Origin of the sequence: Stenotrophomonas sp. Iso1 (assembly GCF_027497995.1) — a bacterium.
Lineage (GTDB): Bacteria > Pseudomonadota > Gammaproteobacteria > Xanthomonadales > Xanthomonadaceae > Stenotrophomonas.
This window is the reverse complement of record NZ_JAODBT010000001.1, coordinates 1822988-1841674: the sequence shown is the minus strand read 5'-3', so window position 1 is coordinate 1841674 and position 18687 is coordinate 1822988. Positions and strand designations below refer to the sequence as shown.

The following is an 18687-nucleotide window of genomic DNA, read 5'->3' as shown; positions in this document are numbered from 1 at the left end:
GCTCAGATTGTGTCGATGCCGTCGAGCATTTTTTTCAGCAGGCCTTCCAGTTGATGCTGTTCGGCACCGTCCAGGCCCTTCATTTCTGTCAGCAGCAGTTCGGACATGCGCGGCAATACGCTTTCGACGCAAGCAACGCCTTCTGGTGTCAGACGCAACTCCAGCTTGCGGCGATCTTCGGCATGCGGGATGCGTTCGATCAGCCCTTTGCGGCATAGCAAGTCGGTAAGGCGCGTGATGTTGGCGGACTTTTCCGTTGCGGCCCCAGCCAACTCAGACGGCCCAAGCAGGCGATCAGGCGTTCCGTACAACATCATCAATACGTTGTATTCGCCGTGGCACAGGTCGAAATCACGCAGCACCGCGTTGGCGTGGTCGTGCACGCTCTTGTAGAGCCCCTTGATCAGCCGAACCAGCACCGCAGGCTCACGCGGGAATCCCGGCCAGCGACGGCAGGTGGCGTTGATGCGGGATTCGGTGGGATCGAAGCTGCTCATTGATTGGCGGCATGGAGGACCGCCAACATATTACAGAAATGAAATATCAATGAGTGAATTAATTTTCATCAAGGAGCATTGAGTTACCCGGGGCTTGACTTTGTCACGATCTCATTAATCGTGAGACTGTTGTGGCGGAACGACTTCCTGCCCTAATCGGCCGCCTTCAAGCCGGAGAACGACCGGACGCCGCGAACCTCATCGAGCTGCCCAATAGCCACCACGCTGGCCGCGCGGCGACAACACCAACTGCCACAGCTGCGAATGGCGGGTGCGAAACGTCGCCATCGAGGCTGCCAGATAGAAGCGCCACATCCGCCGGAAGCGCTCGTCGTAACGCGGATCAAGCTGGCCCCAGGCCGCCTCCACATTGCTGCGCCACGCCTGCAGCGTGCGGTCATAGTCGGTGCCGAAGTTGTGCCAGTCCTCCAGTACGAACAAACCTTCCATCGCAGCAGTGATCTGTGCAGCCGAGGGCAGCATTGAGTTGGGGAAGATGTACTTGGCGATCCACGGGTCAGTGTGGTCACGGCTGATGTTGGTGCCGATGCTATGAAGTAGGAACAGCCCTTCTTCGCTGAGACAGCGACGGGCGACTTCAAAATAGGCGCGGTAGTTCTTGACCCCGACATGCTCGAACATACCCACCGACAGAATCGCGTCGAAGGGCTCATCCAGTTCGTGGTAATCCTGCAGACGGATGTCCACTGGCAAGCCGGCACACAGCTCGCGCGCAAACGCAGCCTGCTCTGCGGAGATGGTCACGCCCACGCCCTGCACGCCATAGCGCTGCGCCGCGTATTTGAGTGCCTCACCCCACCCACAGCCAATATCCAACACGCGCATACCCGGGCGCAGGCCAAGCTTGCGACAGATCAACTCCAGCTTGGCTTCCTGGGCATCATCGAGGTTGTCGGCATCGCGCCAGTAGCCACAGCTGTAGACCAGCCGTTTGCCGAGCATCGCCCGGTACAGATCATTACCGAGGTCGTAGTGGCGCTTGCCTACTTCGTAGCTGCCCTGCCCGGCCTGCAGGTTGAACAGCTTGGCCTTGAGCGCATCCCACACTTCACCACTGCCATGCACGCGTTCGTCCAGCCGTGCATCCAACAGATGGGTCAGCAAGCCATCCAGCGAATGCGCCTGCCACCAGCCATCCATGTAGCTTTCGCCCAGCCCGAGCGAACCGCTGGCCAGCACCCGCGCATAAAAGCGCGGGTCATGGATGTCGATATCCTGCGAACGGGTTCCCCCGGGGATAACGTCCGCTTCCTGCAACAATGCCTCGACACGTCGTTGCAACCCTGCATCCATCGCTGGCCTCCACGATTCAGTTGCGCGAGAACAACTCCCGGTAATCTGCGGCCACGTTGGGCAGCAGCGCTGCCGCCGGCACATCCACGGACTGGGTGCCGTCGGAATACGGGCCGACCTGGTACGGCGGGAACACGAAGCGCAAGGCGCTGATGTGGCCCGCGCCGTCCAGCACCGGCTGGAACTGCGAGAAGTTGGCTGGCTCTGGTGCGGTGCCTTCGTCGATCATCCGGGACAGGTTGCGCACCTGCTCCTGCTGTTCTTCCGGCGAAAGCTCCTCGCCCTGGGCGCGGACGGTGGCCTGTTCCAGCAATTTGTCTTCCACGTAGTCGCTGACCGCCTGCCAGCCCTTGGCCGTGTTGATCAGGTCTTCGGCCTTGAGTAGCTTTTGCTGCTCCGGCAACCAGACAAAACGCGCCACCAGCGGCTGGCCGTGCGCGCCACCGGTGTAGCTGCTGCCATCGGCCGAGACCGCAACCACCTTGGGCGTGTCGATCAGCATGTCGAAAGACAGCGACAGCTCGTAAGGCGCGGTGGGTTTGTCGTTACCCAGCTCGCTGGCGGCCTTGAGCAGCTCAGCCTTGGCGTGCTCGGCATAGCTCGTCAACTCCTGCGCCAGGCCCGGATACTTGGCCGCCGCCGGAGGATAACTGATGCCCACCATGTAGCTGGGGGTGTGTTCGATGACATCACTCAGGTTGATCGGCGCGGCCCCCGGCGCGGTCTCGGTCGGCGCTGCCACTTGCTCCGGCGCCGGCGCTACCACGTCCTGTTGCCCGTCCTTATTGCATCCTGCCAACGCCAGCAGCAGCGTCGCTGCCGCAAACGATCCCTGTGCAAACCTGTTCATTCGTTTCTTTCCTCGGTGATCCTGCCGGACCCCCCATGGGCCGGCCGCCCGCGCCGATTATCCCAGCAGATCCGTGTACTCGGAATGACGCTGCATGAAAGTCGCCGCGTAAGCGCACGCCGGCACCACTTTCAAACCAGCCGCGCGCGCATGCGCCAACGCAGCACGGGTGAGGTCGGCGGCAATCCCGCGCCCACCGATAGCCTCTGGCACTCCGGTGTGGGTGATGACCATGCTGCCGTCCTCAAGCACGTACTCCAGCACCGCAAGGTGTCCGTCCACCTCGGTTTCAAAACGCGCCTGCGTCGGGTTATGGTCAACGGGACTCGGGGACTTTGGGTTGGCGGTCATTACGGGTTTCCGTGGCTGCTGATGGAAGGGGCGCGCTTCAAATACATCACCAGAACAGCGCCACTGAGTACTTTGCAACATCCCGTTTGATGACCGGGTCAAGACAGCGCGCGGGCTGTCCCGTGTAACCCAATCGCTCCCGCTCTGGCCCGGAAACGGACAAGGCGGTGCAAGCACCGCCTTGTCCATCACACCGCAACGCCGTGAGGGGTCAGCGGCCGAAACTGGGGTTCATCAGGCTGGTCATGAAGTGCTGCAGCAGGTCCGGTGACATGAACAGCATGAACATCACACCGAACGCCGCACCCGCCAAGTGCGCACTGTGGTTAACGTTGTCCGCGCCCTTCTTGTCCATCCAGATGCTGTAGCCGACGTAGAACAGGGCATACAGGATGGCCGGTGCCGGGATGAAGAACACGAAGATCAGCGACCACGGCGAAACCAGGATGAAAGCGAACAACACCGCCGACACCGCACCCGAGGCACCCAAGCTGAGGTAGTTCGGATTCTTCTGGTTCTTCAGATAGCTGGGCAGGATCGAGATCACCAGCGCCGCCAGATAGAACAACGGGAACACCCACCAATGCCCGGTCAGCCGCCCCATCAGCGCTTCAATCGGCCGCCCGAAGAAGAACAGCGTGACCATGTTGAACAGCAGGTGCGAGAAATCCGCATGCAGGAAACCGTAAGTCACCAACCGGTCGTACTGCTTGTGGCGATCGATGGCCGGCGGCCACAAGATCAACCGGTCGGCCAGCTTTTTATTGGAAAACGCCATCCACGACACCAGGGCGGTGACGGCGATCAGGATCAGGGTGAACATTCCGCTCATGGGTAATCAGGCTCAGGCTGCCGCACGGTAATTGTCGACCAGCTTGTATCTGCGTGCGTACCAGCCGAATGCAAGGGCCGCCAACAGCGCGAACCCGGCAAAGAAGAACATCTGGAAGGCAGTCACGCTCAAGCCGGTCGTGGCGATGTTACCGGTCACCGTGTCGTTGCGCACCGCGAAGTTGGCCAGCAGCACCCACAGGTTGCCGATCGTGGTGGTCAGGTTCCAGAAGCTCATCACCACGCCCTTCATCGTCTGCGGGGCCTGGCTGTAAGCGAACTCCAGGCCGGTAGCCGACACCAGCACCTCACCGAAGGTGAGCAGCGCATACGGCAGCACCTGCCAGACGATGGACATCGGCTCGCCGCCATCCATCACCACCTGGATGCCGCCAATCACAATCCAGGCCAGGCCACTGAAGGCGATACCGGCGGTCATGCGGCGCAGCGCGGTCGGCTCCCAGCCAAACTTGGCGAGCATCGGGTACAGCACCAGGTTGTTGAACGGAATCAGGATCATCACCAACGCCGGGTTCAATGCCTGCATCTGCGAGGCTACAAACCATGCCGGCTTGGTCATCTCTTCGCCCTGCAGCACCCAGGTGGACGCCTTTTGGTCGAACAGCGAATGGAACGGCGTGACCAGCGCGAAGATCACCAGCACCCGCAGCACGTTACGCACGCCATTGACCGCTTCATCGGGGTGGATGCCCCGGGCCCGATCCAGCTGCAGCCACGCGCCGCCGCCCACGCCGGCAATGATCAATACCAGTGCAATACACGCGGCAATCACAAAGCCCAGCACCGGCGTCATCGCCAGCGAGGCCACCGCAGCCACCACACCCAGGCCGGCCAACAGCATGCCCGGACGGCCCTTGCCAGCCTTCTGTTCGAACAATGCAGTGCGAATTACCTTGCTGAAGGAATGCGGGTTTTCGGCAGTGTCCGGCTTGATCAGCACGTACTTTTTGCGGCCCAGCCAGAACACGAAGGTGGCAATAAACATCAACAGGCCGGGGATGCCGAAGGCAATCGACGGGCCGAAGTTCTTCAGGAACAGCGGCATGCTCAGCGAGGCGAACAGCGAGCCGAAGTTGATGATCCAATAAAAGGCGTCAAACACCTTCTTGGCGAGGTGCTTGTTGGTCTGGTCGAACTGGTCGCCGACAAACGACGCCACCAGCGGCTTGATGCCACCGGCGCCAAAGGCGATCAGGCCCAGACCGGCGAAGAAGCCCATGCGGCTGTCCTCGAACACCGCCAGAAACGCATGGCCCAGGCAGTAGATCAGGCTGAAGGACAGGATGGTGTTGTACTTGCCGAAGAAACGGTCGGCGACCCAGCCGCCCAGCAGCGGGAAGAAGTACACACCAATCATGAAGGTGTGCATCAGGTCTTTGGCCGCCAGCGCGCGCTCACCCGAATCCAGAATGTGCTGCAGCAGCGTGGAGGTGATCAGGAACTGCACCAGGATGTTGCGCATCCCGTAGAAGCTGAATCGCTCACAGCCCTCATTGCCGATGATGTAGGGAATCTGGCGGGGCATTTTGCCGGATGGGGCGGGATTTGCTGCTACGTGATTGGTCGTCATCTGGAGGCGATCAGTTGATACAAAGGTTGCAAGCGTAACCCATCGTGCCGCCATCACGCGCACCCTCCGTTGCCGTACCGCGCCGCATCAGAGATGCCGTGCACGCGGCTTGGACGGCGACCGGATTACGATAAGCACTCCCTTTCCCTGAGCCGTTGCAATGCTGCGTCTGGGTTGTTTTGGACTGTTGGTGCTTTCCTTCTCCGTGTTGGCCGAGCCGACGATGCCGGTGATCAAGATCGCCAGCCTGCGCTTGCCGGCCACCGAAAGCAGTTGGACCGATAACCGCGACCGTATTGCTGCACTCATGGAAGAGCTGCATGCGGACGTGATCGTGGTGCAGGACGTAAACCAGTCCAGCACCGGCTCAAACCCTGCCTGCTGGTTGGGCAGCCGCCTGAAGTACAGCTGCGACTTCATCAGTGCCGACCGCCCTAGCCAACCCGCGCGCCATGGCCACGCTGTGCTGTCGCGCCTGACCACTCTGGAAGACGCCGTTACCCTGCTGCATGGCGACCTGGCACCCACCGCCGCCGGCATGCAGCGCCTGGAACTGCAGCGCGCGCGCTTGAATCTTTATGCGGCCACCATGCTTCCTGCCGATAACACCCCGATCGCGCGCGGCCACCAAGCCGCCGACCTGCGCTCCTGGATGGATGCCACCAGTGACGGCCTGCCCTCGCTGATCGTCGGCGACTTTGCTGCCCCTACCGAAGAACTGGTGCGGCAACTGCCCGGCTTCCAACCGGCGCGGCGCAATCCGTCCATGCGCCACGGCGATATACGCCCGCGCAGTGGCAGCGATGAGCACGGTATGGACGTGCTGTACCAAGTGCGCAGCTTCGCCGACATCCGTCAGCAGGTCATCGAACTGCCCGCCAATGACTCCAGCGAAGCGCAGCGGCTTGGCACGATGGCTACCCTGCGGTTGACCCAGACGGTACCGGCCGAAGCAACCGAAGAAGTGGAAGCCGTTCCAAAGACTCCCTGACCGCGATTGCGGGCGGTGAACAAAAAAGGCCGGGCAATGCCCGGCCTTTGTACTTCAGTCTGCATCAGTACCATCACGGTACCGCAGCAGTCTTATCGGCCATCTCAGGCGATGGCTTCCTGGTAACGACGCTCGACTTCATTCCAGTCAACGACGTTGAAGAACGCGCCAATGTATTCCGGACGACGGTTCTGGTACTTCAGGTAGTAAGCGTGTTCCCAAACGTCCAGCGCCAGGATCGGCGTGTTGCCGTCCATCAACGGGCTGTCCTGGTTGGCCGAGGATTCCACGACCACCTTCTTGTCCGGGGTGACGCTCAGCCACGCCCAGCCGCTGCCGAAGCGGGTCAATGCCGCCTTGGTGAAGGCTTCCTTGAACTTCTCGAAGCCGCCCAGCTGCGAATCGATGGCCTTGGCCACGTCGCCGACCGGCTGGCCGCCACCGTTGGGGGACATCACCGTCCAGAACAGCGAGTGGTTGGCGTGGCCGCCACCGTTGTTGCGGACCGGGCCCTGCAGGTTTTCCGGCAGCGACTTGGTCTTCTTGACCAGCTCTTCAACCGACAGGTCGGCGTACTCGGTGCCTTCCAACGCCGCATTGACGTTGTTGATGTAGGTCTGGTGATGCTTGGAGTGATGGATCTCCATCGTCTCGGCGTCGATATTCGGCTCGAGGGCGTCGTAGGCGTAGGGAAGCTTGGGCAGGGTGTAGGCCATGAGGGATCTCCGTCTGATTGCCTGGGTTCTGCGCCCGGTGAGAAACCGGGCGATGCGCAGTGAATAGTAGGGACGAAGTCGTAACTTACCAAGGCCGGTGTAAAGGAAACTTTGTCCCGCCGTTGGGCCTCGCATTACTTGGCGTAACAACTGCCGCCGTTGTTACCTCGATGTGAAGCACCGCCGATAAGCCCGCCGTTCAAAAAAAACGACGTCCGCACGTGATAATCAACGCCTTGTCCGCTGAACCCAGCCACGTCGATGCGTAAGCCCCAATTACTGGTTACCGCTGTAATCCTGCTCATCGTCGGACTGTGGGGAATGCGCGCGCTACAGCAGCCCTCGCCTCCCAGGTTCGCACCGTCGTTGACGCAGGGCGCCACCGAGAGCCCACCGGCCCCGCAACGTTCCAAAGCAGCACACAGGGACGCTCTACCCGCCTTCTTGCCGCCCGAGGCGCGCGCGACAATCGCACTGATCCAACGCGGCGGACCTTATCCGCACAAACAGGACGGCAGCGTGTTCGGCAACCGCGAGCGTCAATTGCCGCAGCGCCCACGTGGCTACTACCGCGAATACACGGTGGACACGCCCGGCCTGAACCATCGCGGCGCCAAACGCATCGTCACTGGCGGTGATCCACCCGATGCCTGGTACTACACCGATAACCATTACGAGAGTTTCCGCAGCTTCGAAGTGCCCGCTACCGGAGAACGCCATGAGTGACAGTGGATTCGACATGGGGCTGGAAGACGCCAGCCAGGCCGGCGTCTACGGCGTCAGCGATGGCGACCTCGGCGGATTGGCTGCCGCTGCACGCGATGCCGGCCTGAAGGTGCTGCGCGTGGACTTGGAAGGCTGCATCGACAAACGCACACTGTTGATGCGCATTGGCACGCAGCTGGATTTCCCGCCTGGCCGGGGCCGCAACTGGGACGCGTTGTCCGACAGCCTGCGCGACCTGTCTTGGCTACCGGCCAATGGTTACGCCTTGCTGTTCAATGACGCCAACGACCTGCGCCAAGGCAGCAGCGGCGACTTCGACACGCTGCTCGACATCCTTTCCGAAACCGCGAGCCGCTGGGCGGAAGACAAGGTTCCGTTCTGGGCATTCCTGGAACTGCCCAATGCCGGCGCCGGGTTGGAGGTTGATGAGGACGCGGAGGAAGGGTGAGCGGGCCTGCCGCTTGCGCTTAGCGCAGTAGACAGCAGCCACCCTGGGGCGCCACACAGCGCAACTCAAGGATCTCATCGAAAAACACGGTTCGATGCCGGTGCCCAGACGTTCTTGTTCCCAGGCTTGAAATTGCAAGACGGCCTATGGATGACCGGCACGTAGTGCCGGCAGCAAGGCTGTTCGATGGGCAGCGAACCGGTGGCTCGAAAGCACTGCCCCTCTCACCCCGCAGGCGGGAGAGGGGCTTATTCCTTCAGGCATCCAGTTCCTGCCAACGCGCATAGGCCGTATCCAGCTCGGCCTGCACCTTGGTCAGCTTCTGCGTGTGCGCAGTGACTTCGGCGCTGGAGCGCGTGTAGAACGACGGATCGTTCATCGCACTGGTCAGGCCTTCCACGTCCATTTCCAGCTGCTCGATCTTGGCCGGCAGCTGCTCCAGCTCGCGCGCGTCCTTGAAGCTGAGCTTGCGCTTGGCTGCGGCAGCCTCCACCACGGGAGCTGCAGGCTTGCTCGTCGGAACCGCCGTCGCCGATGCCTTGGCCACCGCCATGCCGCTCAGCGTGGATACCGGGCGCTGGCGCAGCGAGTCGCTATAGCCGCCAACGTAATCGCCCACACGGCCCTCGCCTTCCAGCACCAGCGTGGAGGTCACCACGTTGTCGAGGAAGTCACGGTCATGGCTGACCAACAGCAAGGTGCCGGTGTAGTCGCCCAGCAGCTCTTCCAGCAGCTCCAGGGTTTCCACGTCCAGATCGTTGGTCGGTTCGTCCATCACCAGCAGGTTGGACGGCTGCGCGAACAGCTTGGCCAGCAACAGGCGGTTACGCTCACCACCGGACAGGCGGGTGATCGGCGCGCGTGCGCGCTCCGGGGTAAACAAGAAGTCCTGCAGGTAGGCATGCACATGCTTGCGCTTGCCATTGAGGTCAATGAAGTCCGCGCCTTCGGCCACATTCTCAATGGCGCTCCAGTCCTCGCGCAGCGTGGCGCGGTACTGGTCGAAGTAAGCGATCTGCAGGTTGGTGCCCTGGCGCACTTCACCGCTGTCCGGCTGAAGTTCGCCCAGCAGCAGTTTGAGCAGCGTGGTCTTGCCGCTGCCGTTCGGGCCGATCAGACCGATGCGGTCGCCGCGCAGGATGACGGTTGAGAAATCCTTGATCATCGTTCGCTGACCGAAGGAGAAGCACACCTCCTTGATGTCGATGACCTTCTTGCCGGAGTTCTCCGCTCCCGCGGCTTCCAGCTTGACGTTGCCACCCAGCTCGCGACGTTGCACACGCTCGTTACGCATGGCCTTGAGCCGGCGCACGCGGCCTTCGTCACGGGTACGGCGGGCCTTGATGCCCTGCCGGATCCACACTTCTTCCTGTGCCAGCATCTTGTCGAATCGGGAGTTTTCCTGCGCCTGCGCGTTGAGGCGCTCCTCGCGGCGACGTTCGTAGTTTTCCCAGTCGCCCGGCCAGCTGGTCACCTGGCCACGGTCGATTTCGACGATGCGGGTGGCCAGTGCGCGCAGGAAGCGACGGTCATGGGTGACGAACACCACGCAGCCGTTCCAGCCTTTCAGGAAACCTTCCAGCCAATCGATGGCTTCGATGTCCAGGTGGTTGGTCGGCTCGTCCAGCAACAGCACGTCCGGTCCGGCCACCAGCGCACGCGCCAGCAGCACGCGCCGCTTCATGCCGCCAGACAAGCGGCTGAATTCAGCGTCGCCGTCCAGCTCCAACTTGGTCAGCGTTTCTGCCACGCGCTGGTCCAGACCCCAGCCGTCGGCGCCGTCGATCTTTGCCTGCACGTCGCCCATGGCGTCGCCATCAAAGACCTCGGCGTGGCTCAGGCGGTGGAACTCGGCCAGCCAGTGACCCAGTTCGCCCAAACCTTCGGCGACCACGTCAAACACGCTGCCGGCCGCGCCACGTGGCACTTCCTGCTCAAGCCGGGTGACGCGCACGCCTTGCTGGACGCGCACTTCGCCGTCGTCGGGCTTGAGCTCGCCGGCCATCAACTTCATCAAAGTGGATTTGCCGGCACCGTTGCGGCCGATCAGGGCGATACGCTCGCCTGCTTCGATCGACAGTTCGGTTTTTTCCAGCAACAACGGGCCGCCGACGCTGTAGTCGACGTTCTGCAGAGTAATCAAAGACATCCGCCTATTGTACGGGACTCAGCGGTCGACAAAGACGTCCTCAGGCAAGGCGAGCAGCTGACGCAGGCTGGCGGGCACCCGCTTGCCGGGGTGACGGACCAGCCAGAGGCGGCGACTGAGCAATGGCAACGGGGTGGCAAGCACCCTGAGCTTGCCCAACGCGACCAGGTCAGCCACCGCATGCCGCGACAGGCAGGCCAACCCCAACCCCGCCACTGCGCCCTGCTTGATCGCCTCGGTGCCTCCCAACTGCAGCACCTCAGCAAAGCCGTGCAGATGCGGCAACAAGGCGTGTTCAGCGGCCTCGCGGGTGCCTGAACCCGGTTCGCGCAGCAGCCAGCAGGCCCGGCGGAGCTGAGCCAAGTCGGCGCCCTGACGCAGATCGGCCGCCAGAGGGTGCCGCTCGCCAAACACAATGACCAGCTCGTCATCCCTCCATTCAGCGACCTCCAACCCCGGCTCATGGTTGGGGCCTTCAATCAGGCCGATATCCACTTCCAACCGTTGAACAGCAGTCGTCACTTCCCGGGTATTGCCGATGACCAGGTCAACATGCGCCTGTGGGTTGATCTCCAACAGGTCGGCGATGCGGGCTGGCATCAGGTAGTTGCCGATGGTGGTGCTGGCCCCCACCCGCCAGCGCACGGGCGCGATGGCCTCCTTTCCCGTGCTGAAACGGCGTTCGATATCCGTCATGCCGGCCAACAGTGCCCGCGCCTCTGGCAGCAGTGCCCGGCCATGACCGTTGAGCACCAGCCGGCGCCCGACCCGGTCAAACAGCGGCAAGCCCAACAGGCTTTCCAGCTCGCTCAAGGCGGCGCTCACTGCCGACTGCGACAAGCCAATGGCTTCGCCTGCAGCGGTGGTGGTTCCCGCCTCGGCTATGGCCGAAAAGATCTGCAGCTGTCGCAAGGAAAGGTGCATAAATTACCTATAAAACAGGTTGAATTTACTAATACTATCTGTTTTACAGCTGATATCGCTCGGTTCAAAATGCGCCATCTTCTGATAACCCACCGTTATGAACACCGCCGCACAACGCATGAACCGCCCCATTCCCAAACTTCTCCCCGGCCTTTTGCTGACAGCCAGCATTGCCGGCCTGTCGATCTGGCTGGGCACCCTACCGTGGATGCAGGCCCATGGCATCAGCGCCCTGACGCTGGCCATCGTGATCGGTATCGTCGTCGGCAACACCGTCTACGGCACATTGGCACCGCGCGCTGCGGCCGGGGTTGGCTTTTCCAAAGCAACCTTGCTGCGCGCCGGCATCATCCTGTACGGGCTGCGCCTGACCCTTCAGGACATCGGCCAGGTGGGCGTGACCGGCGTGGTGATCGACGCGTTGGTGCTGCTCTCCACGTTTGCCCTGTCCTGGTGGCTCGGCACCCGGGTATTGGGGCTGGATCGCAACTCGGCGTTGCTGATCGGTGCAGGCAGTTCGATCTGTGGTGCCGCTGCGGTGATGGCGACCGAGCCGGTGGTCAAGGGCCGCGCCGAGCAGGTTGCCGTCGCTGTGGCCACCGTGGTCGTGTTTGGCACGCTGGCGATGTTTTTGTACCCGCTGCTGTACCAGTGGGGCGCCAATGCCGGCTGGATGCCGCTGGATGAAACCGCCTTCGGCGTGTTCACCGGCTCCACCGTGCACGAGGTCGCACAAGTGGTCGCCGCTGGGCGCGCGATCAGCGAGCCCGCCGCCGATGCGGCCGTCATCACCAAGATGGTGCGGGTGATGATGCTGGCGCCCTTCCTGGTGGGGCTGTCGGCACTGCTGGCCCGAGGCACGCATGCCGTAAGCGGTGAACGCTCGAAGATCACCATCCCCTGGTTCGCGTTCGGCTTCATCGCCATGGTCGCGTTCAATTCATTGCAGTTGCTGCCAGCCAGCCTTGTGGCTCTATTGGTGGATCTGGACACGGCCTTGCTGGCGATGGCGATGGCCGCACTCGGTTTGACCACGCATGTCTCGGCGCTCCGCCAGGCCGGCGCCAAACCGATGCTGCTGGCGGTGCTGCTGTTTGCCTGGCTGCTGGCGGGCGGGATGGCGATCAATCTAGGGGTTCGGGCGCTGCTTTGATGGTTCCTTCCCCCTCTCGCCAGGAAAGTTGCCCGAAGGTCGGATGGGGCAGTTTTTTCCTTCTTTTCGGAAGCCTCCCCTCACCCAGCGCCCCTCCCATAAATGGGAGAGGCGCTTAAGCGTCCTCTCGCATAAGCAGCAGAGCAGGCACAGCTCCCCGGCATCTGCGAAAATGCCGCATGAATGATTTCTCCTCCCTGCCGCTGTCCCCGGCACTCGCTCCCGGCATCGACGCGCTGGGCTACACCTCGATGACTCCCGTGCAGGCACTGAGCCTGCCGCCGATCCTGGAGGGCCGCGACGTGATCGCGCAGGCCCCCACCGGCAGCGGCAAGACTGCCGCCTTCGGCCTGGGCCTGCTTAACCGGATTGATCCGGCCACCAGCCGCATCCAGGCACTGGTGCTCTGCCCCACCCGCGAATTGGCCGACCAGGTAGGCAAACAGCTGCGCAAGCTGGCCACCGGCATCCCCAACCTCAAGCTGCTGATCCTTACCGGCGGCATGCCGCTCGGCCCGCAGCTGGCTTCGCTGGAAGCGCATGACCCGCAGGTCGTGGTCGGCACCCCCGGCCGCGTGCAGGAGCTCGCACGCAAGCGTGCGTTGAATCTCGGCCAGGTCCGCACCTTCGTGCTGGACGAAGCCGACCGCATGCTCGACATGGGGTTCGAGGAGCCCATCCGCGAGATCGCCGGCCGCACCCACAAGGAGCGCCAGAGCCTGCTGTTCTCGGCCACGTTCCCGGAAGAAATCCGAGAGCTGGCGCGTGAGCTGCTCAACGAGCCGGTGGAAGTCACCATTGATGGTCAGTCCGAAGCACCGGCCATCCAGCATCTGTTTTTCGAGGCCGAGCCCGCACAACGGCAGAAGGCACTCGGCGGCTTGCTGCTCAAATACACACCCGAATCCGCTGTGGTGTTCTGCAACACCCGCAAGGACGTGGACGAAGTGGCCAACTCGCTATGCCAGTTCGGCTTCTCGGCGCTGGCCCTGCACGGCGATATGGAGCAGCGCGACCGCGATGAAGTGCTGCTGCAGTTCTCCAACCGCAGCTGCAACGTACTGGTCGCAAGCGACGTGGCTGCGCGCGGCCTGGACGTTGAAGACCTCGCTGCGGTGATCAACTACGAGCTGCCCACCGACATCGACACTTACCAGCACCGCGTGGGCCGCACCGGGCGTGCCGGTCGCCGTGGCTTGGCGATGAGCCTGGTCAGTGGCCGCGAACGCAACCGTGCCGATGCACTGGAAGCAGCGCAGGGTAATCCGTTGAACTGGCAGAAGACGCCGCTGGCCACCGCACGCCCGGCCGAGTTGCCGCAGGCAGCGATGACCACGCTGCGTATCGATGGCGGCAAGACCGACAAGCTGCGTGCCGGTGACATCCTCGGCGCGCTGACCGGCGACGCTGGTCTGCCGGGCAAGGCCATCGGCAAGATCGACATCTTCGCCACCCGCTCCTACGTGGCCATCGCACGCGAGCAGGCTGGCAAGGCCATCTCGCGCCTGGAAGCCGGCAAGATCAAGGGCAAGCGCTTCCGCGTCCGCAAGATGTAATCCGCAATATCAGCACGCCGGATCATGGCGACAAGCGGGGATGAAGCGAAGCGCCATCCCCGCCTACTTCGCGCAATCACACGTTGATGGAGCGCGGCGATTCCGTCGGGGCATACAGAAAACGAAACTCGCACAAAACCCTGTCCGCAGATGGATGCGGTTTCATCCCCGCCTACGCATTGCTTTCCGCGCCCAGAGCAATACGCCGGCACTGGCAATGACCAGCGCCGCCAGTGCCATGCCATCGCTCACGCCGCGATGGATCAGCAACAGATACGCGCCGACGCAACCCGCCAGTCCACACAGCCCCCATCCCCAACGGGCACGATTGCGGGACCGCCAGGCTTGAGTCCAACCCAGTAACGCCAACAGCCAACCAAAGGCCAATGCCCACGGGTTCATCGCCGGGGCGAACTCATAGACATTGCAGATGACGAACCAGGTGCTCCAGCCCAGCATCGCGAGCAACAGCACCAGCGTACCCAGAATTCGCATACCGTCTCCCCCTGAAAACCAGCGTCGATCATTGCCCGCAATTTGCGCTCAGGCAAACACTGCCACGCTCTGCCGGCCACGCATCAGCAATTGCCCTTCTTCATTCCAGACATGCATGTCCTGCGACGAATAGCCGTCACGCGCATGCTCGCTGAAGGACCGCAACAGGAACCATTCGCCCGCTGGCACCGGCTCCAGCAGGTCAAAGCTCCAGTTGATCGAACTGATCGGCGCAGGCGCAGTGAAGCTGGTGAACGCAGCCGGTGGTAGCGCATCGGCCATCGCCACCAGCGCAACGGCCGGGTCCACACCATTGGCGTCGTTGTGCCGCATCCAGATCAGCAACTCCGGGTGCGGCGCGCCTGAAATCGGCAACGCTCCGCCAGCTGGGCGCATCTGGAAATTCTGGGTGAATGCTGGTGCAAAAGGCATTTCTGACAGCTTGAATTCACGGCAAGCCAGCGGTTTTCCAACGGACGGCTGCGCGCAGAAATCATGCGCGATAGCGCTGTCACGCGCGCGGCCGAACACCAGGATCAACCGCGCCGCCAGCGCACCATCGGCATGCACATCCACGCCAACATTCACCACCGACTTGCCCTCGCGCAGTACCTGCGGCGCGAACGTCAACAGCCCGACAGCCGGCCCGATGAAAGACACCTGCACTGATCGCAGCGGCGGCATCGACTCCGGATAGGCCCGTTCCGCCGCCAGCACACCCAACGCCGTGATGATGCCGCCGTAAGCCGTGCGCCCCTGCCGCCAACTGTCGGGCAACACCAGCCCCTGCTTCGGATCGAACGACGACAACAGCTCACTCAAACTCGGCATGGTGACTCCAGTCAAAACACGGATTGCGCAGGGCTCAGTAAACCAGCGTGGCCTGCAACGGAACATCGGCCGGCAGGCGCGCACGCCCGCCGAGACCGTCCAATTCCACCAGTACCGCGGCGCCCAGCACGTCAGCCTGCAGCTGCCCAGCCAGCAACAGCGCTGCGGCCAACGTGCCGCCGGTGGCGAGCACGTCATCAACCAGCACCACGCGCGTACCCGGCGCAATGGCGCCCGCACAGACTTCAATGCGATCGCTGCCGTATTCCAATGCATATTCCTGCTTCAGCGTGACACCCGGCAGCTTGCCCGGCTTGCGCACCGGCACGAAACCCGCGTCCAGTTCCAACGCCAATGCTGCGCCAAGAATGAAGCCACGTGCCTCCACACCCAACACCGCCTGTACACCAGCATCGCGCCACGGCGCAGCCATCGCCTTGATCGCAGCACGCAGGCCATCGGCATCAGCAAGCAGCGGCGTGATGTCCTTGAACAAGATGCCGGGTTTGGGGAAATCGTTTACGTCACGGATTGCGTGGGACCACGCGGGATAGGAAGTCGTCATATCGAATCACTAAAAAGAAGAAATCAGGAGCTGCACGAAAGCATCGAGCAGCCCGCGCGTTCGCGTGCCCATTCCGGGCGTTTACGCGCGTAGGCCTCGCGGCCGGGTTGTTCGTCGCAAGGATGCCGCATCACGCCGAGCAACTCCGTGATGCCGGCCGGATCGCCACGTTCGGCACGGTCAATGGCTTCCTGCGCCAACCAATTGCGCAGCACATATTTTGGGTTGGCGGCGTGCATGATGCGGCGGCGTTCGTCCTCGGGCTGCCCGGCCTCAAGCACACGGCGCGCGTGACGCTGCAGCCATTCCTGCAACGCGGGCAACACCTGAGTACGCGCCTCAGGTGAGTAGAAGGCTCCATCCAGCATCGCCACATCTGGCGCTGCCGGCGCAATATCCGCCAGCGCCCGGAACGCGAGCGTCATATCCATTTCGCCCTGTTGCAGCAACTCCCGAAACTGCGCCATCAGCGTTTCATCACCGTCACGGAACTCACCCAGCCCCAGCTTGGCGACCAGGTGCGCACGGTCTTCATCGTCATAGCGTTCGCGGAAGGCATCCAAGCCCGCCTGCAACGGTTGCGCATCATCGAACAACGGCGACAGCGCCTGCGCTAGACGCACCAGGTTCCAATACGCCACCTGCATCTGCGTGCCGAAGCGGTAACGACGGCCCTGCGCATCCGTAGTGTTGGGCGTCCAGTCCGGGTCGTAGTTTTCCACCCAACCGTAGGGACCGTAGTCGATGGTTAAACCAAGAATGGACATGTTGTCGGTGTTCATCACGCCATGCACGAAACCCACCCGCATCCACTGCGCCACCGTCACCGCCGTGCGCGTGCAGATCAGTCCGAACCAACGCGAAAAGCGCTGCTCCCCGGCATCTGCCAATTCGGGAAAATCACGCGCGATGCAGAACTCAGCCAGCTGCCGCAGCAATGCAACGTCGCCACGCGAGGAAGGCAACTCGAAGCTGCCAAACCGAATGAACGACGGCGCGACCCGGCACACCACCGCACCCGGCTCGGCTTGCGGATGTCCGTCATAGAACATGTCACGCATCACCGCTTCGCCGGTCGCGACCAAGCTCAATGCGCGCGTGGTCGGCACGCCAAGGTGATGCATGGCTTCGGAGCACAGAAACTCACGAATCGACGAGCGCAGCACTGCGCGACCATCAGCACCGCGCGAATACGGCGTCGGCCCGGCGCCCTTGAGCTGCAGCTCCCATCGCTGCCCTTCAGCAACCAGCTCGCCGAGTGAGATCGCACGGCCATCACCCAGTTGTCCTGCCCAATGGCCAAACTGGTGGCCTCCATAGTTGGCCGCCCATGGCTGCATGCCGGCATACAGCGCATTGCCCGCGAACACCTCGGCGAATTGCGGCGCATGCACCATTGCCGCATCAAATCCCAACAGCGCAGCAACTTCTGGCGAATGGGCAAGCAACTTCGGCGCAATGACAGGCATGGGCGCAATCTGCGACCACACCGCCCCCAACACCTCGCGCCGACGCGGGCCGGTTTCGGAGTCGCCAGGCAGCTCACGCAGGAAACGGTTATCGAAATGCAGGTTCACGTTACTCATCAGATTAAGTGCGGGCAGCCAAGCACCCAGAATCAACGCCCCGCCGCTGCCAGGTCCAACGGGCCACCGCGTGCTTCCGCACGCCGGTAGGCGGGACGCTCGGCAATGCGCGCAAGAAAGCCAGTCAGATGCGGGTACTTTTCAAGTCCCCCACTGCGGGTGGCAGCGGCTTGGATCGGGAAACTCATTTGGATATCGGCAGCAGTGAAGCGCTCGCCGGCAAACCATTGCGATTTGCCCAGCTCGGCCTCCATCCAGTCCAGATGCAGTTTCAGCTGCGGGCCGATAAAACCCTGCATGGCCTTGTCCGCAATCATCCGCGCAACCGGCTTGATGAAAAACGGCATCGGGGCCTTGCGCAGACGCGCGAACACCAGCGCCATCAACACCGGCGGCATCGCGGAGCCTTCGGCGTAATGCATCCAATAGCGGTAACGCAGGCGCTCGGGGGCCTGCGGCGGTAGGAGTTCCGGCGACACGCGGCGCTCGCTGTCATAGCGATCCGCAAGGTACTCAAGGATCGCACCCGACTCAGCCAGTACCAGGCCCTGGTCCTCCAGCACTGGCGACTTGCCCAGCGGATGCACGTCGCGCAATGCTTTGGGAGCCAACCATGTCTTCGCGTCGCGCTGGTAGGTCACCAGTTCATACGGCAGGCCAAGCTCTTCGAGCATCCACAGCACCCGCTGCGAACGCGAGTGGTCCAGATGGTGAACCTTGATCATGGGCGGTCCTGCGATTGCCAGCGGCCATCGTACCCGTCTGACCTGAACTACAGCGTCGTTGCTGCTGAAAACACAATAGAAAACGCCGGAAGCTTTCGCTTCCGGCGTTCTTGGCTACCTTACGGTGGCGGGGGGTCGATTAGACCGCCTGCACCTGGTCAGCCTGCATGCCCTTCTGACCCTGGACGGCGACGAAGGTAACCTTCTGGCCTTCCTGCAGGGTCTTGAAGCCGTTGCCCTGGATGGCACGGAAGTGCACAAACAGGTCCGGGCCGCTTTCCGGGGTGATGAAGCCGAAGCCCTTTGCATCGTTGAACCACTTAACCGTACCGGTCTGACGATCAGACATTTACAAACTCCTGAAACATTAGTTGAAAAAATCGCAGCC

General features: G+C 62.5%; 20 protein-coding genes. 5 read left to right on the top strand and 15 right to left on the bottom strand.

What is annotated here, in order from left to right; all coding sequences use genetic code 11:
- Nucleotides 1-2: 2 nt before the first annotated feature.
- The 6 genes from PAN08_RS08115 to PAN08_RS08090 form a co-directional block, all read right to left on the bottom strand.
- Nucleotides 3-497: a MarR family transcriptional regulator gene (locus PAN08_RS08115; RefSeq protein ID WP_269790928.1), complete on the bottom strand. Its 495-nt coding sequence runs from the start codon at nt 495-497 to the stop codon at nt 3-5.
- Between the two features lie 198 nt (nt 498-695).
- Nucleotides 696-1811 carry a cyclopropane fatty acyl phospholipid synthase gene (gene cfa, locus PAN08_RS08110; protein WP_269790927.1) on the bottom strand — a complete coding sequence of 372 codons (1116 nt, stop codon included), beginning with the start codon at nt 1809-1811 and terminating at the stop codon, nt 696-698.
- A 16-nt stretch (nt 1812-1827) separates the two neighbouring features.
- Nucleotides 1828-2661, bottom strand: coding sequence for a DUF3298 and DUF4163 domain-containing protein (locus PAN08_RS08105; RefSeq protein ID WP_269790926.1), 834 nt, complete (start codon nt 2659-2661; stop codon nt 1828-1830).
- Between the two features lie 57 nt (nt 2662-2718).
- On the bottom strand, nt 2719-3012 hold the full coding sequence (locus PAN08_RS08100) for a GNAT family N-acetyltransferase (RefSeq protein WP_269790925.1): 294 nt from the start codon (nt 3010-3012) through the stop codon (nt 2719-2721).
- A 211-nt stretch (nt 3013-3223) separates the two neighbouring features.
- Entirely contained in the window at nt 3224-3835 is a 612-nt protein-coding gene (locus tag PAN08_RS08095; RefSeq protein ID WP_269791210.1) for a rhomboid family intramembrane serine protease, read from the bottom strand.
- 21 nt (nt 3836-3856) lie between these two features.
- On the bottom strand, nt 3857-5434 hold the full coding sequence (locus PAN08_RS08090; protein ID WP_269790924.1) for an oligopeptide:H+ symporter: 1578 nt from the start codon (nt 5432-5434) through the stop codon (nt 3857-3859).
- Between the two features lie 160 nt (nt 5435-5594).
- On the opposite strand from PAN08_RS08090, the gene PAN08_RS08085 reads away from it, so the two are divergent.
- Entirely contained in the window at nt 5595-6425 is an 831-nt protein-coding gene (locus PAN08_RS08085; protein ID WP_269790923.1) for an endonuclease/exonuclease/phosphatase family protein, read from the top strand.
- A 104-nt stretch (nt 6426-6529) separates the two neighbouring features.
- On the opposite strand, the gene PAN08_RS08080 is transcribed toward PAN08_RS08085, so the two are convergent.
- Nucleotides 6530-7141, bottom strand: a complete 612-nt coding sequence (locus PAN08_RS08080; protein ID WP_269790922.1) for a superoxide dismutase — start codon at nt 7139-7141, stop codon at nt 6530-6532.
- 261 nt (nt 7142-7402) lie between these two features.
- Between PAN08_RS08080 and PAN08_RS08075 the strand changes: the two genes are divergently transcribed.
- Nucleotides 7403-7867, top strand: a complete 465-nt coding sequence (locus tag PAN08_RS08075) for a ribonuclease domain-containing protein (protein ID WP_269790921.1) — start codon at nt 7403-7405, stop codon at nt 7865-7867.
- Complete coding sequence (locus PAN08_RS08070) at nt 7860-8315, top strand: barstar family protein (protein ID WP_269790920.1); 456 nt, start codon at nt 7860-7862, stop codon at nt 8313-8315. The genes PAN08_RS08075 and PAN08_RS08070 overlap by 8 nt, the downstream gene beginning before the upstream one ends.
- A gap of 256 nt (nt 8316-8571) precedes the next feature.
- Here PAN08_RS08070 and PAN08_RS08065 read toward each other — a convergent pair whose 3' ends face one another.
- Both PAN08_RS08065 and PAN08_RS08060 read right to left on the bottom strand, forming a co-directional pair.
- Entirely contained in the window at nt 8572-10464 is a 1893-nt protein-coding gene (locus PAN08_RS08065; protein ID WP_269790919.1) for an ATP-binding cassette domain-containing protein, read from the bottom strand.
- 18 nt (nt 10465-10482) lie between these two features.
- On the bottom strand, nt 10483-11388 hold the full coding sequence (locus PAN08_RS08060) for a LysR family transcriptional regulator (RefSeq protein WP_269790918.1): 906 nt from the start codon (nt 11386-11388) through the stop codon (nt 10483-10485).
- A 118-nt stretch (nt 11389-11506) separates the two neighbouring features.
- Between PAN08_RS08060 and PAN08_RS08055 the strand changes: the two genes are divergently transcribed.
- A complete protein-coding gene (locus tag PAN08_RS08055; RefSeq protein ID WP_269790917.1) occupies nt 11507-12541 on the top strand; it encodes a YeiH family protein in 1035 nt (344 codons plus the stop codon).
- A gap of 179 nt (nt 12542-12720) precedes the next feature.
- Complete coding sequence (gene dbpA, locus PAN08_RS08050; RefSeq protein ID WP_269790916.1) at nt 12721-14097, top strand: ATP-dependent RNA helicase DbpA; 1377 nt, start codon at nt 12721-12723, stop codon at nt 14095-14097.
- A 162-nt stretch (nt 14098-14259) separates the two neighbouring features.
- Here the strand turns inward: dbpA and PAN08_RS08045 are convergent, their stop codons facing one another.
- The 6 genes from PAN08_RS08045 to PAN08_RS08020 form a co-directional block, all read right to left on the bottom strand.
- Complete coding sequence (locus tag PAN08_RS08045) at nt 14260-14592, bottom strand: hypothetical protein (RefSeq protein ID WP_269790915.1); 333 nt, start codon at nt 14590-14592, stop codon at nt 14260-14262.
- A 48-nt stretch (nt 14593-14640) separates the two neighbouring features.
- Complete coding sequence (locus tag PAN08_RS08040; protein ID WP_269790914.1) at nt 14641-15423, bottom strand: thioesterase family protein; 783 nt, start codon at nt 15421-15423, stop codon at nt 14641-14643.
- A 34-nt stretch (nt 15424-15457) separates the two neighbouring features.
- Nucleotides 15458-15988, bottom strand: a complete 531-nt coding sequence (locus PAN08_RS08035; RefSeq protein ID WP_269790913.1) for an adenine phosphoribosyltransferase — start codon at nt 15986-15988, stop codon at nt 15458-15460.
- A 23-nt stretch (nt 15989-16011) separates the two neighbouring features.
- A complete protein-coding gene (locus tag PAN08_RS08030; protein WP_269790912.1) occupies nt 16012-17574 on the bottom strand; it encodes a YdiU family protein in 1563 nt (520 codons plus the stop codon).
- Between the two features lie 32 nt (nt 17575-17606).
- Nucleotides 17607-18299 carry a glutathione S-transferase gene (locus PAN08_RS08025; RefSeq protein ID WP_269790911.1) on the bottom strand — a complete coding sequence of 231 codons (693 nt, stop codon included), beginning with the start codon at nt 18297-18299 and terminating at the stop codon, nt 17607-17609.
- Between the two features lie 139 nt (nt 18300-18438).
- Complete coding sequence (locus PAN08_RS08020; protein WP_057631873.1) at nt 18439-18648, bottom strand: cold-shock protein; 210 nt, start codon at nt 18646-18648, stop codon at nt 18439-18441.
- Between the last annotated feature and the right edge of the window lie 39 nt (nt 18649-18687).